Annotated in this window: 12 protein-coding genes; 10 read left to right on the top strand and 2 right to left on the bottom strand. The window is 62.2% G+C overall.

The annotated features are described in order from the left end of the window. The first annotated feature begins 83 nt into the window (after positions 1-83). The 9 genes from FKL89_RS19515 to FKL89_RS19475 all read left to right on the top strand — a co-directional run bounded on the left by FKL89_RS19515 (position 84) and on the right by FKL89_RS19475 (position 8,960). Complete coding sequence (locus FKL89_RS19515; protein ID WP_156864377.1) at positions 84-1,601, top strand: ABC transporter ATP-binding protein; 1,518 nt, start codon at positions 84-86, stop codon at positions 1,599-1,601. Continuing rightward, on the top strand, positions 1,598-2,323 hold the full coding sequence (locus FKL89_RS19510) for a hypothetical protein (RefSeq protein ID WP_156864376.1): 726 nt from the start codon (positions 1,598-1,600) through the stop codon (positions 2,321-2,323). Before FKL89_RS19515 ends, FKL89_RS19510 begins: the two co-directional genes overlap by 4 nt. Before the next feature lie 435 nt (positions 2,324-2,758). Then, positions 2,759-3,838 carry an ABC transporter permease gene (locus FKL89_RS19505; protein WP_156864375.1) on the top strand — a complete coding sequence of 360 codons (1,080 nt, stop codon included), beginning with the start codon at positions 2,759-2,761 and terminating at the stop codon, positions 3,836-3,838. Next, entirely contained in the window at positions 3,838-4,758 is a 921-nt protein-coding gene (locus tag FKL89_RS19500; RefSeq protein WP_156864374.1) for an ABC transporter permease, read from the top strand. Before FKL89_RS19505 ends, FKL89_RS19500 begins: the two co-directional genes overlap by 1 nt. Positions 4,759-4,836: 78 nt before the next feature. After that, entirely contained in the window at positions 4,837-5,988 is a 1,152-nt protein-coding gene (locus FKL89_RS19495; protein WP_156864373.1) for a BMP family ABC transporter substrate-binding protein, read from the top strand. A 716-nt stretch (positions 5,989-6,704) separates the two neighbouring features. Beyond that, on the top strand, positions 6,705-6,983 hold the full coding sequence (locus FKL89_RS19490) for an FHA domain-containing protein (protein ID WP_156864372.1): 279 nt from the start codon (positions 6,705-6,707) through the stop codon (positions 6,981-6,983). A gap of 6 nt (positions 6,984-6,989) precedes the next feature. Then, positions 6,990-7,292, top strand: coding sequence for a hypothetical protein (locus tag FKL89_RS19485; protein ID WP_156864371.1), 303 nt, complete (start codon positions 6,990-6,992; stop codon positions 7,290-7,292). Positions 7,293-7,485: 193 nt separating this feature from the next. Beyond that, on the top strand, positions 7,486-8,145 hold the full coding sequence (locus FKL89_RS19480; RefSeq protein WP_162527597.1) for a sterol desaturase family protein: 660 nt from the start codon (positions 7,486-7,488) through the stop codon (positions 8,143-8,145). 26 nt (positions 8,146-8,171) lie between these two features. After that, positions 8,172-8,960, top strand: a complete 789-nt coding sequence (locus FKL89_RS19475) for an InlB B-repeat-containing protein (protein WP_156864369.1) — start codon at positions 8,172-8,174, stop codon at positions 8,958-8,960. 4 nt (positions 8,961-8,964) lie between these two features. On the opposite strand, the gene FKL89_RS19470 is transcribed toward FKL89_RS19475, so the two are convergent. Together FKL89_RS19470 and FKL89_RS19465 are read right to left on the bottom strand one after the other, a co-directional pair. Beyond that, a complete protein-coding gene (locus tag FKL89_RS19470; protein ID WP_156864368.1) occupies positions 8,965-10,923 on the bottom strand; it encodes a sensor histidine kinase in 1,959 nt (652 codons plus the stop codon). 3 nt (positions 10,924-10,926) lie between these two features. Beyond that, entirely contained in the window at positions 10,927-13,269 is a 2,343-nt protein-coding gene (locus tag FKL89_RS19465; RefSeq protein ID WP_162527596.1) for an ATP-binding protein, read from the bottom strand. A 61-nt stretch (positions 13,270-13,330) separates the two neighbouring features. On the opposite strand from FKL89_RS19465, the gene FKL89_RS19460 reads away from it, so the two are divergent. Next, the gene (locus FKL89_RS19460) at positions 13,331-14,005 is read left to right on the top strand and encodes a LuxR C-terminal-related transcriptional regulator (RefSeq protein ID WP_238363436.1); all 675 of its coding nucleotides are present in this window, start codon (positions 13,331-13,333) and stop codon (positions 14,003-14,005) included. Position 14,006 lies beyond the last annotated feature (1 nt).

Here is a 14,006-nt window from a genome sequence, read left to right as displayed (position 1 = left end):
CAAAAATTCCTTGCTAGCCCCGTGCTGATGAGGGTTGCAGCACAGAGTTGTCAGGCTGCAACCGTCGTCAACAAGGCTTGGCGATGAGCACCCCGCGCCTTGAAGTCAAAAACGTCACCAAGCGCTACCCGAGCGTGGTGGCCAATAGTGACGTCAGCCTGGTGGTCGCACCCGGCGAAATTCACGCCGTGCTCGGCGAGAACGGCGCCGGCAAATCGACGCTGATGAAAATCATCTATGGCGCCGTCAAGCCGGACGAAGGCGAGGTGCGCTTCGACGGCAAGCCGAGCCATATTCGCAACCCGCAGGAAGCGCGTGCACGCGGCATCAGCATGGTGTTCCAGCACTTTTCGCTGTTCGAGACGGTGACCGTGGCCGAGAACATCTGGCTCGGCCTCGACAAATCGCTCTCGCTCGCGGATGTACGCGAACGCACGGTGCGCAAGGCGAAGGAATACGGCCTCGACCTTGAACCCGACCGCCCGGTGCATTCGCTGTCGGTCGGCGAGCGGCAGCGCGTCGAGATCGTGCGTGCGCTGTTAACCGATCCGAAAGTGCTTATCCTCGATGAGCCGACATCGGTGCTGACGCCACAGGCGGTGCGCACGCTGTTCGTCACGCTGCGTCAGCTCGCGGCGACCGGCTGCAGCATCCTCTACATCAGTCACAAGCTCGACGAAATTCGCGAGCTGTGCACCAACTGCACGGTGCTGCGCGGCGGCAAAGTCACCGGCACGGTTGATCCGCGCAACGAGAGCAATGCGTCGCTGTCGCGCCTGATGATTGGCGCCGAGCCGCCCAAGCTCAATCACCGCGCGGTGAGCACCGGCGCTGTCGCGCTGTCGGCACAGAACCTCAGCATCGCGACGGACGACCCGTTTGGTGTCTCGCTGAGTGACATCGCGTTCGAAGTGCGTGCTGGTGAGGTGGTCGGCATCGCCGGTGTGTCGGGCAACGGCCAGCAGGAGCTGCTGGCTGCGCTCTCGGGCGAAAGCACGCGCGCCCCGGCCGGCAGCATCCGCCTGTTCGGCAACGACATCGCCCGCCGCAACCCGCGTGTGCGTCGGGCCGGTGGCCTGCACTTTGTTCCCGAAGAGCGCTTGGGTCGTGGCGCGGTGCCAACGCTCTCGCTGGCGTCGAACACACTGCTCTCGCGTGCCAGCCAGCTCGTCGGCCGGCCCCCGCTCGGCTGGGTATCGCCGAAGGCTACAGCCGCGCTCGCCGCCGACATCATCCAGAAGTTCAACGTCAAGGCCGGTGGCCCGCAATCGGAAGCGAAAAGCCTCTCCGGCGGCAACCTGCAGAAATTCATCGTCGGCCGCGAGATCAGCGCGAAGCCGAAAGTGCTGATCGTCTCGCAACCCACCTGGGGCGTTGACGTCGGCGCCGCCGCGCAGATTCGCGGCGAACTGCTTGAACTGCGCGACGCTGGTTGCGCCGTGCTGGTGGTCAGCGAAGAGCTCGATGAACTGTTTGAAGTGTGCGACCGCATGCACGTGATCGCCAAGGGGCGGCTGTCGCCCTCGATCGCGACGAACGAGGCGACGGTGGAGAAGATTGGCGAGTGGATGAGTGGATTGTGGGGAGGGGTGGCGGCATGAACCTGCGCTTGCTCGCTGGTGCCAGCAAGCCGGGTCTCGGCCCGGCGGCCGAGTTACTTTTGGCATTGCCCAAAAGTAACCAAAAGGCTAGCCCCTGCACCCCGCCGATTTCCTCCAGTGCTCGCGTTGCGCGGGCCGAAAACAAATCGCCCGAAAGTTGCGCTGACGCGCAACCAGTGGGCTCATGGTTTTCGGCTTGGACCGCGCAACACTGCGCGCTTCGGGGCGGGGTAAAGGGGCGAACCAACGCAACAAATGATTGCTTCGCGATGAGCGTCAGCAAACCCGGATTTGGGCATCTGGACTACACCACAGCAGGCGTTGGTCAAAAGGCGATACTGATTCTCGGTCGTTGCTGTGGCGCAATTCTGACGTTGACATTGTCGGCTTGCGCGTCCGTCGGGGTAGCTCCAGTACCGTACTCACAGCAACAAGACGGAGCAAGGCAGCCCTTCGGTTTTCTGGTTGGCAAGATGCCAGATGACCGCACTTACATCGAGTTCCAAGGGTCGCCGCTCGTAAATAGCTTCGAGGAAATGGAGCAATACGTATTGAATAAAGCGCGAGAAGTGTGCAGCAACGGCCTGAGTGAAATCAGACTTTCCCGGGGGTTGTGGTTCGTTAACGTTAACGCACTCGGGAGACCAGCGTTGGGCCTTTTGCCGACGACCGGACGAACAGAAGCTTTTCCGAAGGTGAGCGGCGATGTGCAGTGCAAGTAGCAGTCGCAACGTCGTCCCTCGCCACCGCGTCCTTGCGACCCATCGCGAAGCGATCAAGCATCGATTCGAACGGGTCCCCGTGGATTCGCCCCGAGGAGCGCAGCGGCAGGCGGTCCAAGCGGCGCAGTGTGAGTCCACCGGTTGCGCGTCAGCGCAACTTTCGGGCGATTTCTGCGACGCCCGCCTGACGCGAGCACCGCAGGAAACAGGCGAATCGTCGGGGTCGCCTTTCTTTGGTTCCTTTCTTTGGCGAAGCAAAGAAAGGGACTGGCCCCGCGCGGCCACAAAGCGCGCTGGCGGTACTCATTGCTCGTGTTCGGAACCCGACCGTCACCGTCACCCTCTCCCTAGCCCTCTCCCCTCAAGGGAGAGGGGACTAAAAGCGTTCGCGGTTCGACAAGCTCACCATGATCGGGTCGGGCGGAGGATGCCCTCATGCTGAAACTCGAAGCCCGCCCTCAGGCGTCAAAATTCTGGGGCATCGCCTCGCCGCTCTTGGCGCTGGCGATCACGGTGATCATCGGCATCGGCATCTTCCTGCTGATGGGCAAGGATCCGGTCAAGGGATTGACCGTGTTCTTCTGGGAACCGATCAAATCCGCCTACGCGTTGTCGGAGCTGGCGGTGAAGGCAACGCCGCTGTTGCTCATTGCGCTGGGGCTTGCCGTCTGCTATCGCGCCAATGTGTGGAACATCGGTGCCGAAGGGCAGTTCGTGGTCGGCGCGATTGCTGCCGGTGGCGTGGCGTTGCTGGCGGACAAATCAACCGGGCCGTGGATCATCCCGCTGGTGGTGCTGGCGGGCGTGCTGGGTGGCATGTTGTGGGCGGCGCTGGTGGCGCTGCTGCGTGACCGCTTCAATGCCAGTGAAATTCTGGTCAGCCTGATGCTGGTCTACGTGGCCGAACTGGTGCTGGCTTATCTCGTCTACGGGCCGTGGAAAGACCCGAACGGCTACAACTTTCCGCAGACCAAGACGTTCGAGAAAGTGACGCAGATTCCGCGCTTGATGGACGGCTCGCGGGTGAACGTGGGCCTGCTTGTGGCGCTGTTCGGCGTGGCGGGCATGTGGATTTACATGTTTCGCACCTACATCGGCTTTCAGTTGCAGGTGGGTGGGCTGGCGCCGCATGCGGCGAAGTACGCCGGGTTCTCGTCACGCCGCGCACTGTGGACGGCGCTGCTGGTGTCTGGTGGCATGGCTGGGCTGGCCGGCGCGATCGAAGTGGCCGGACCGATCGGGCAACTCACGCCCTATGTGCCGGCGGGCTATGGCTTTGCCGCGATCATCGTCGCGTTCGTCGGCCGCCTGCATCCGGTTGGCATTGTGTTCTCGGCGGTACTGATGAGCATGTTCTACATCGGCGGTGAGCTCGCGCAATCGCGGCTTGGTTTGCCGAAGTCATTGACCGGCGTGTTCCAGGGCCTGCTGCTGTTCACGCTGCTGGCTTGCGACACACTGATCGCTTATCGCATCAGGCGCACCGTTGCCGCCAAAGCCGGAGGAGCGAAATAATGGAACAGTACGCGCTCCTGATTGCGGCCACGCTCAATGCGGGCACCGTGCTTGCCATCGCCGCACTCGGCCTGCTGATCAACGAGAAATCCGGCATCGTCAACCTCGGCGCCGAGGGCATGATGCTCTGCGCCGCCATCGCCGGCTTCGCCACGGTCGTGCATACCGGCAACGACTGGCTGGGGTTTGCTGCCGGCATGGGCGCTGGCGCCTTGCTGGCCGGACTCTTTGCGCTGCTGGTCATCTGGCTCAACACCAATCAGTACGCCACCGGCCTTGCGCTCTCGCTGTTCGGTGCCGGTTTTTCGGCGTTCGTTGGCACCCGCTACGTGCAGGAAAAGCTGCCGGAACGGCCGCACTTTGCGGTGCCGGGTCTGGCCGATATTCCCTTCATCGGGCCGGCCCTGTTCAAGCAGCATCCGATGGTTTACTTCGCCATCGTATTGACAGTCGGCATCATCTGGTTCCTCTACCGCACACGCGCCGGTTTGGTGCTGCGCTCGGTGGGTGAAAGCCCCGAATCGGCGCACGCGCTGGGCTATCCGGTACGACGCATCCGGTTGCTGGCGGTTCTTTTTGGCGGGGCCATGTGCGGGTTGGCGGGCGCTTATCTGGCGGTGATTTACACGCCGCTCTGGGTAGAAGGCATGGTCGCGGGCAAGGGCTGGATCGCGCTGGCGCTGACCACGTTCGCCACCTGGCGGCCGTTGCGGGTGCTGTTTGGCGCCTATCTGTTCGGCGGTGTCACCATGATGCAGTTTCACCTGCAGAGCCAAGGGGTGGACATACCCAGTCAGTTTCTGTCGATGGCCCCCTACGTGGCCACCATCGTGGTGCTGGCACTGATTTCGCGTAACCCAACCTGGATTCGCATCAACATGCCGGCTTCAATCGGCAAGCCGTTCTATCCGGGCTCCTAGAATTGTGGCTTGTGCCACCGTTTTTGTTTCGAGTCGTCCGTCTTTCCAACTGAAATCTCACACCAAGAGGGAAACCCAATGAATAGCAAACGCACCCTGCTCGCCGCCGGCGTGGCAGCCGCACTGGTCGCCGCACTGGCCGGCTGCGGCAAAAAGGAAGAACCCAAGGCCGAGGCCGCCAAGCCGGCGCCTGCCGCCGAAGCGCCGAAGAAGGCCGAGCCGCTGAAAGTGGCCTTCGCCTACGTCGGCCCGGTGGGCGATGGCGGCTGGACCTTTGCACACGACAATGGCCGCAAGGCGGTCGAGAAGGAATTCGGTGACAAGGTCGATGCCAAGACATTTGTCGAGAAGGTGCCGGAAAGCGCCGACGCCGAGCGTGTGTTCCGCGATCTCGTCGGTCAAGGCAACAAGGTCATCTTCGGCACCACGTTCGGCTACATGGAGCCCATGCTGAAAGTCGCCGGCGACAACGCGGGCGTGAAGTTCGAACACGCCACCGGCTATAAAACCGCGCCCAACATGCGCACCTACGACAGCCGCACCTATGAGGGCGCCTACATGGCCGGCGTCGTTGCTGGCAAGATGACCAAGACCAATACGCTCGGTGTGGTCGGCTCGATTCCGATCCCGGAAGTCATCCGCAACATCAACAGCTTCACGCTCGGTGCGCAGAGCGTCAACCCGAAGATCAAGACCAAGGTGGTCTGGGTCAACGAATGGTTCAACCCACCGAAAGAAACCGAAGCCGCCACCGCGCTGATCAACGGTGGCGCCGACGTGCTGATGCAGAACACCGACTCCTCCGCCGTGCTGCAGACGGCCGAAAAGATGGGCAAGCGCGCCTTCGGCTGGGACAGCGACATGACGGCCTACGGCCCGAAGGCGCACCTTGGCTCGGCGGTGATCAACTGGGGCCCCTATTACATCAAGGCCGTGCGTGATGTGCTCGACGGCAAGTGGGAAACCGGCCAGAGCTGGTGGGGCGTGAAGGAAGGCGCGATTGACTTCGTCTCGGTCGCGGCCGACGTTCCGGAAGACGCCAAGAAGAAGCTCGAAGAAGTCAAAGCCGGCCTCAAAGCAGGCACCTTCCACCCGTGGACCGGCCCGATCGTCGGTCAGGACGGCAAGGAAGTGCTCGCCAAGGACGCCAAGGCTGACGACAAATTCCTCGGCGGCATCAAGTTCTACGTCAAGGGCGTGGAAGGCAAAGTGCCGGGTGACGGGAAGTAACAAGAAGCGGAAGGTCGAACGCGAGAGGAACCCCGGCACAACCGGCAATCGCTCCCGCTTCGACTGATGCGCGCGACGGCAATCCGTTGCAAAGGGCCGCGATCTGCGGCCCTTTTGTTTTGTTGGAGTGGCTTCGCCCCGACCGGCAAGCCAAGTTAATGGCGTTGGCGCACATCGCAGCCATGTTCGCCGACGCAGACCACAGCGCCAACGCAGTCGTTGCGCGTCACTGCCGATGGGTGCGTTGCAATGGAGGTGGCCGTGCAATGCGGCTACTAGCGTGGTGTTCCCGCACTGAAAACACCCCATCAGCGATGGCTTGATCCCGCGCCGCCCAATTGCAGGCGCTCTACGAACTCATTGAGCTGGACGTTGTCAGCGCGACGTACACAGGTAGCACGTATCTCGTAGGCAACGTGCTGACACGCGCAGACATCAACGTCGCGGTCGCCTTGGGCTCGGGTGCACTGCGTTGCGCCGTCACACAGGTGCGGCCGCGCTCAGGGCAGTCACTGCAGGCTTCGATCTACACCAAACGCATTAAGCCGTCCGTTGAATGGTCAGCGTGAATGGCGCTGCCTAGACTTCGTTTTGTCTGTGGGCACTACAACGCGGTTGTCTGCTTCGACAAGCCCCCGCTTGAGGCAGATGGCCGCGTTGCCCCGACGCCCGTCGCACTGCGACGACCCCTTCATTTCCTGACAACGTCTACACACATGAAAACTAGCTATCAAATTCTGGCGGCGGTAGCTGCTGCCTTGACCTCTGTTGCTTTCGCAGCTTCAAACATCCAGGTCAAGGTTGAGAACAAGTGCGGTGAGACAACCAAGTACACCATCCAGAAAAAGGGCAGCACGACCAATACAAGTTTGTCCGCACGCTCCAGCACCACGCACTCCCTGGAGCCGGGTGACCGCATCTGGGTGGGCAAGACGCTCGTTCACACCGTTTCCTCGTCGTCGGCATCGACCACGGCAGTGATTTGCAGCAAATAGCGGAACGTGTTTCACCTCAATGGCATGGTGTTCCTGATGCTGCTGCTGGCCGGCATGGTGGGCGTCGGTACCAGTCATCTGCCATTCGCCGGCAGTGAACGGGCGAGTGGCGCCATCGCCGGCGTCGTGATGCTGTGCGTTGATGTCTGGTGTCGCAACAGGTTGACGCTTCCTGCCGGAACAGACAGCCGCTGGTGGTCCGCACATCGTGGCGGCTTCATCGCCATCATGCCTTCGTGGCTGATGGGGCTGGTGGTGATGGCGATGGCGGCTACGCACCCGTACTGGTCTGCAGCCCATGTCCGTTGAGCAATTGCTGGTTGCGTCGGCACAGTGGCTGAACGATCACGCCACGGCAGTTGTACTGCTGCTTGCATCGCTGGCGCTTGTTTTCGAATTACTCCCTCACACGGCCGCAAAGTCTCGGCGTCGTCGCGACGCGTGGGCATACAGCTGGAGGGTCAACATCGCACTGCTCGCCTGCGCGCTCGCGATCTCCTGGATGTTTGCATCCTGGCTTTCACCCGCGTTCAGCAAGGCACTGGCAGGACGGTCCGGTTTGCTCAACGCGCTGGACATACCTGCAATTTCATATTTGCTGTGCGTCCTCGCTGGCGTGCTGCTTCTCGATCTGCTGATGTACGTCATTCATCGCGCAATGCACTCCGTCCCGTTGCTTTGGCGGTTTCATCAGGTGCATCACAGCGACGAGCACATGAACGCCAGCACGCACTTCCGCCAGCATCCGGGGCAGATGCTCGTTGTCACGCTGGTGCAACTACCCGCACTGTGGCTACTTGGCATTCCGGCGGCAAGCTGGATCTTCTATGTTGTCATCAGTACCGCACTGCAGCTGTGGCAGCACTCCACCTGTTCGGCGACGGGAAGTATCGAACGACTCGTCAAGGGGTTTGTGGTCACCCCCGCCATGCATGGTGTTCATCACGACGCGAGAGTGCAGTTTCATAACGCCAACTACGCCGCCGTGTTTGCGTGGTGGGATCGCCTCTTTCGGACGTATCGAGCATCGCCCCCTGATCTCCGGTTGGGTTTGCCTTCATCGAAGCGGGCTCGCGGGACACCTTCGCTCACGGTTCTCGACTGTCTGATGTTGCCCTTCAGGTCATCAAAGCTGCAGCCCGGCGCACTCGCCAAATTCTGATTTCGATCCAGTCCCCAAGGAAAAACATGACACGAATATCCCGCCTGTTGGCCACACTCACTGGCGTAGCGCTCCTTTGCCTGGCGCACTTTGCATCGGTTGCGCATGCCGGTATCACAAACATCACGGTGGACATCACAGTCACGACGACGCCCACGCCGACGGTGCAGCCCACGGTGAGCGGGGCATTCTCGTATGGCATTTCCTGCACCGCTCCCAGCGGCCCTGCCTACTTATGGTCACAGCCCGCAGCGAGTGGAACGATAACGGCTGCGACACCGATACACGGACAACTGGGCGCCAGCGCCTCGAACAGTCTGGCCAACATGCCGACGATGCCGAATACATGTACGGTCACGCAACTAACGCGACCGAATGCTCCAGCCGGTTATCTCTGGGTCGGTTCGCCAGCGCCTGTCGTATTGACCAACGTGCTTTTCGCCGGGAGTCCCGCGCCGTATCTCGCTGCATTTGCGAACGTGCTGTCGCTGCCAGTGGCCACCGGTGTTGCGAGTCCGCTCGGTGCAGGCACTGTTAGTTGCACGCCTTTGACAGGCGTCAACGGTACCAGCGTCTGCCAGGCGACGCCGACGTCGGGATACCGATTCAGCGGCTTCACGACCAGTGGCTGCGGTGCCGCGTCGCAGTCAAATCCATACACCACATCTGCGCTGGCTGCAGACTGCACCGTAACGGCGACCTTTGTCGCGTTGACACCCACGTCGGTACCCACACTGGATGGCTGGGCGTTGCTTGCACTGGTCGTAATGACGTTTGGCATCGCCGCTGTGTGTACGAGACGCCGGCGAGCTTAGGTGGTCACGTAGCCTGCGAGTCGATGAGCCGCGTCGCTCCCGGCAAAGTGAGTCTCACCACGGTTCCCCTGCCCGGCCGTGAATGAACCTCCAGCGGATGGCCGAGCAACCCGGCCAACCGCCTGGCCACGGCCAAGCCAAGACCGAGACCCTTTCTACGGTCACGGGCGCGATTGCCAACTTGATAGAACGCATCGAAGAGATGCGGCAAGTGCTCGGCAGCGATGCCAACGCCAGTGTCCCACACTTCCAGAAGCACCGCACCTTTCCGCGTGCGCGCGGCGACCAGCACACCACCGCGTTCCGTATAGTTGAGCGCGTTGGTGAGCAAGCTGCGCATGATGCGCCGCAGATGCCCGGTATCGCTGACCACCCAGGCGTCGGTCGCGGCAAGACGCAATTGCAGATTGCGACTGACCGCCAGTTCGCGGAACTCGGCGTCAACTTCAACGAGCAAGTCACTGACCGGAATTGCGCGTGGGTGTGCAATCGTGGCGCCGGCATCCAGCTCCGATATGTCCAGCAATTCACTCAGCAGTCGCTGCAGCGCCGCTGTGCTGTGCTGAATGCGTGACACCAGCTCAAGTTGTGGCGCACCGTTTAGCTGCGACGCCAGTGTGTCGGCGAGCAGACTGACGGCGTGAGCAGGTTGCCGCAGATCGTGGCTGGCCGCAGCAAGGAACCCGCTCTTGGCGGTGTTCGCTGCGGCCAGCGCTGCGTTGAGCTCAGCCAGCCGCGTTTGCTCGAGTTCGGCCGCACGCCTCTGCTTCAAGGCCTGATCGCGCTGCCATTCGGTGCGCTGCAACTCGGTCTGAATCTCGAGTGTAAGGCGGCGTGCACGGGCACTCTTCCCCACCAGTTCTTCATATTTGTCGAAAGCGATCTTTTGATGCGCGAGGGCCACCTGAAATTCGCCCAGCGCTTCGTTGGCGAAAGTCGCAGCATTGTGAAAACGCATCAGGTCGTGCGCGGACACATCGTTACGCCGCACCGACGCATCGTCATGCAATTTCGCGCACAGCGATTGCGTCCGGCCGTATTCGCCAAGCCGATTCCATATTTCTGCCTGCACGATTGATTGTTCCAGCGCGAAGTCTGGTGTCACGCCGCCGGCGGCGATGCTTCTCTGCAAAAAGTGTCCGGCTTGGTCGACATTGCCCGCATGCAACATGGCACTGGCAAAGGTCACGAAGTAATTCGCCCGTTGCGACGACGGGAAATGGGCTTCCATTTCCAGCAACCGCGACGCCACTGCCATCGCCTCGGCTTGGCGCGACAGGCAGTCGAGGGCCACCAGCAGGTTCATGCCACTGTTGAACCAGCCGCTGTTCAGTTCCTCCGGATGCGCCAGATCAAACACCTGCTCGGCAAGATCGAATGCCCGTTGACTGAGCTGCCGACCATCTTCAAAATTGCAAACAGCAATATTCCAGGCACCCAGATTGCACAGGGTAGATACCTCAAGCCCGGGATTGCTGGCCCGTTGCGCGAGCGACACCGCGATGGACCACACGCGCTGGCAAGCGTCGTGTTGTCCCGTGGCCAACAGTACGGCACCCTCGCCGCTGCAGGTCATGCAATGCTCGGCCGCAGCGCGCGCCGACTCGGGGAGATCGCGGTTAATTTTGTAGAGTTCGGCGGCGTGCTGGAGATTGCCGGCAAGCCGCTCGGCAAGTGCCTCCAGATCGCGGCAGTTGGCGATGCCGGCAATGTCGCCGTGTTGCTCGAAGATGCTGAGCGCCCGAGCGCGTGCCGTACGCGATTGTTCCCGCTCATTGGCCTGCCACGCCCATACCGCACAGTGATAGTGCCCCTTCGCCTCTGCCGCTGAGCCAGGGGGAGCAAGGCGCAGCATGTCGTCGACCAGTCGACGCAACTCATTGCGGCTGCGGAAGCGCGCCAGCCACGCCTGCTGATCGAGCGCCGCCAGGCGTTCGTGCAGAGTTGCGTGCGTGACGTTCATACCTCAGCTCGCCGCCGCCGAAGATGCCGACAGCAGTCGCGTCACTGCAAGTTGCAGCGCATCAGCCGAAACCGGTTTGATCAGCCAGGCCTCACCCGCCGCGTCAATCTGCGTCAAATCGGTCGCGAGGGTATCGCCCGTGACGATCAACGCTGGTAGCCACGTTTCAAGCCTGGCGCGCAACGCCGATAACGCAACCAGCCCGGTTTCTGACTCGAGCCGGTAGTCAATCACCGCAAAGTCGGGGCGAAGCGTCACGTCCTCCAGCTGGGCCAGGGCTGCTGCTGCGCTACCGGCGACGATGACGCTGCAGCCGCGAGCGGCAAAAGCAGCTGCCATGCTGTCGCGTACATCAGGTTCGTCATCGATGATCAGCGCTACCTTACCAGTCAAGTCGGCGAGGCTGGCAATCGGACGATTTTCCGGCAGGCTCGCCATCGCCACGCGTGGCAGTTGCAGGCGGAATCGCGTTCCCTTGCCAGGTCGCGATGACACCTCCAGCGGATGCGCAAGCAAGTCGGCGAGCCGACGCACGATGGCGAGCCCCAGCCCCATCCCCTTGCGCCGGTCGCGCGACGTATTACCGATCTGGTAGAACTCATCGAAGATGCGTGGCAAATGCGTCGCATCAATGCCGATGCCGGTGTCCCACACTTCGAGCAACACCATCTCGCCACGACCACGGGCACTGACCAGCACACCACCCTGTTTGGTATAGGCCAGCGCATTGGCGACGAGATTTTGCAGAATCCGCTTCAGCAGCGCCGGGTCGCTTTGTACCCAAAGGTCTGCTGCCGCCAGTCGCAAATTCAGCCCCCGATCACGCGCTACAGACCCGAATTCGTTGTCAATATGCAGTAGCAAATCAGTGACGGGCATTGCAGTCACGGCAGCATGGGTGATCCCGGCGTTGAGGCTGGAAATGTCGAGCAACTCCGACAGCATGCCGTTCATGGTGCGCATGCTTTGCTGGATGCGTGTCACCATGTCGCGCGCTTGGCCGGCCGCCACCTGCTCGACCAGCGTGTCGGCGAACAGGCCGATAGCGTGCACAGGCTGCCTCAGATCATGGCTTGCTGCGGCCAGGAAGCGGCTTTTATCGGTGTTGATCGCCGCCAGCGCCCGATTGAGGTCGGCCAGACGGCCACGCTCCTCTTCGGCGGCGTGCTGTTCGGCGAGCGCTTCATCGCGCTGCCACTCAGCAAGCTGCACTTCGTATTCCATCTGGAGCGCCAGTCGTTTGGCGCGCGCACTCTGGCCGACCAGCAGCTCATATTTGGCGAACGCCTCCTTCTTGAAGTGCAGCGCCGAGCGGAAGTCTCCCAACGCCTCGGCCGCCTGTGTGGCGGCGTTGTACAGGCGCATCAGGTCAGTCGGCAGTGATACCTGGTCGAAGTCCGACCCGGATTCGATTGCCTGCCGGCAGAGCTCGAATGCTTCGGCATGACGACCCTGCGCGTTGCGCACTTCGGCACAAACCCAATACCACTCCACGGTACGCAGCGTCACGCCGGGGTCGGCAACAACTTCGGCACGATCGAGAAACGCTGCCGCCTCCGCCAAATCTCCGGCATGCAGGAAGACTGCTGCGAACTTGGTGAAGTAGGCCGAACGCTTGGCGGGCAACAACCACGCTTCGCGCGCCAGTAGCTGCAAGGCCACATCCCGCGCTTCGGCAGGGCGCCCGAGAAAGAAGAGCGAAAGCATCCAGTTGGTCCCCGACGTGACCCACGGCGCACGGGCACCGGCCACATCGGCGAGCGCAAAAGCCTCGCGGCACATCTGCTCCGCATCTTCGAAATTGTGGATGTCGGCGTGGAAACCACCGAAGTTGCCGAGCGCGTTGGCAGCGAAAACGGGGATACCCGTTTGCCGGGCTGCCGTCAGCGCGGCCGAAAAGCTGCGCATCGCGTTGTCCAGGTCACCGAGATCGCCGTAGCACAGCGCTCGAATGTTGAGCGCAACGTAGCGCGCTTCGGCGAGTGGTTCTTCCTCGTTTGATCTGGTCGGTTCATCGAGGGTGGCAAGCGCAGCGCCGCTATCGCCGGCGCGCAGCAGGATGAGCGCCTTGACAACCCGCAGCCGGTCAATGCCGGGCGTGTAGTGGTGCCTTTCGAATGCAGCGAGCGCTTGGGCGTGTAGCTCGCCGGCACCAGTCTGATCGAACAGGGCAAGGCGGTGCCAGGCGTGATGAAAGCTGGCCAGAGCGGCGGCCAGGCTATCGGCAGGCGCACTGGCCGCCAGCGCGTCGGCCGCCTGCTTGAGCTCCAGCGGGTCTCGGAACCGGGTGCGCCACACCGCGCGATCCAGCGCCTCGATCTGCGACCGCGCTACACTCGAAAACACTGGGGCGGCTGCGTCGTCGTTGCGTGCGCTGCCCGGTTGCCCAGTCACCCAATCCCTCTCCATGCCAGACAGCATATCGCTACTGATCGCCGACGACCACGAGCTGGTACGGCTCGCTTTGCAGCATGCATTGCGGCCACTGGCCGATGCGCTGGATCTGTTCACAGCAGATGACGCTGCCAGCACCGAGGCAGCGCTCGCGGGTCGTTCGCTTGCAGGTGCGCCGGTTCAGGTGGCCCTCATTGATTGGGGCATGCCGGGGGTCGCCGGCATTGCGTGGTTCCGGACACTCATCGCTGCCAATCCGGCGACCCGCGTGGTGGTGATGTCCGGTGCCGAGAACCCAACCACCGTGCGTGAGCTGCTGGCTGCTGGCGCTGCAGGATTCATCCCGAAGACCGACTCCGCCGCCGTGATTTTGCAGGCGCTGCGATTGGTGCTGGCCGGTGGCACCTACGCTCCGGCGCGATTGCTGTCGGCCGATGCTGCGGTGACGTCGAACCGCGAGGCAGGGAAAGACACACTAAACCCGGGGATCGACGCCCTTACCGGGCGGCAACTCGATGTGTTGCGGCTGCTCGCCAAAGGCATGCCAAACAAACTGATCGCTCGCGAACTGGCCCTGTCGGAAGGCACCATCAAGGTTCACCTGCTGGCAATCTTCCGCACGCTGAACGTCAACAACCGCACCGAAGCCGTAGTGGCCGCGACGGCGTTTTTGGCTGACTCCGGCTAGC

Source organism: Casimicrobium huifangae (genome assembly GCF_009746125.1).
GTDB classification, from domain to species: Bacteria; Pseudomonadota; Gammaproteobacteria; order Burkholderiales; family Casimicrobiaceae; genus Casimicrobium; species Casimicrobium huifangae.
This window is presented reverse-complemented; position numbering and strand designations above follow the sequence as displayed.

What these genes read in the sequence shown, in the direction of transcription:
- FKL89_RS19480 (WP_162527597.1), top strand. Translation starts at nt 7,486, where the DNA reads ATGTTTGCATCCTGGCTTTCACCCGCGTTCAGCAAGGCACTGGCAGGA.
- FKL89_RS19510 (WP_156864376.1), top strand. Translation starts at nt 1,598, where the DNA reads ATGAACCTGCGCTTGCTCGCTGGTGCCAGCAAGCCGGGTCTCGGCCCG.
- FKL89_RS19515 (WP_156864377.1), top strand. Translation starts at nt 84, where the DNA reads ATGAGCACCCCGCGCCTTGAAGTCAAAAACGTCACCAAGCGCTACCCG.
- FKL89_RS19490 (WP_156864372.1), top strand. Translation starts at nt 6,705, where the DNA reads ATGAAAACTAGCTATCAAATTCTGGCGGCGGTAGCTGCTGCCTTGACC.
- FKL89_RS19505 (WP_156864375.1), top strand. Translation starts at nt 2,759, where the DNA reads ATGCTGAAACTCGAAGCCCGCCCTCAGGCGTCAAAATTCTGGGGCATC.
- FKL89_RS19495 (WP_156864373.1), top strand. Translation starts at nt 4,837, where the DNA reads ATGAATAGCAAACGCACCCTGCTCGCCGCCGGCGTGGCAGCCGCACTG.
- FKL89_RS19475 (WP_156864369.1), top strand. Translation starts at nt 8,172, where the DNA reads ATGACACGAATATCCCGCCTGTTGGCCACACTCACTGGCGTAGCGCTC.
- FKL89_RS19500 (WP_156864374.1), top strand. Translation starts at nt 3,838, where the DNA reads ATGGAACAGTACGCGCTCCTGATTGCGGCCACGCTCAATGCGGGCACC.
- FKL89_RS19460 (WP_238363436.1), top strand. Translation starts at nt 13,331, where the DNA reads ATGCCAGACAGCATATCGCTACTGATCGCCGACGACCACGAGCTGGTA.
- FKL89_RS19470 (WP_156864368.1), bottom strand. Translation starts at nt 10,923, where the DNA reads ATGAACGTCACGCACGCAACTCTGCACGAACGCCTGGCGGCGCTCGAT.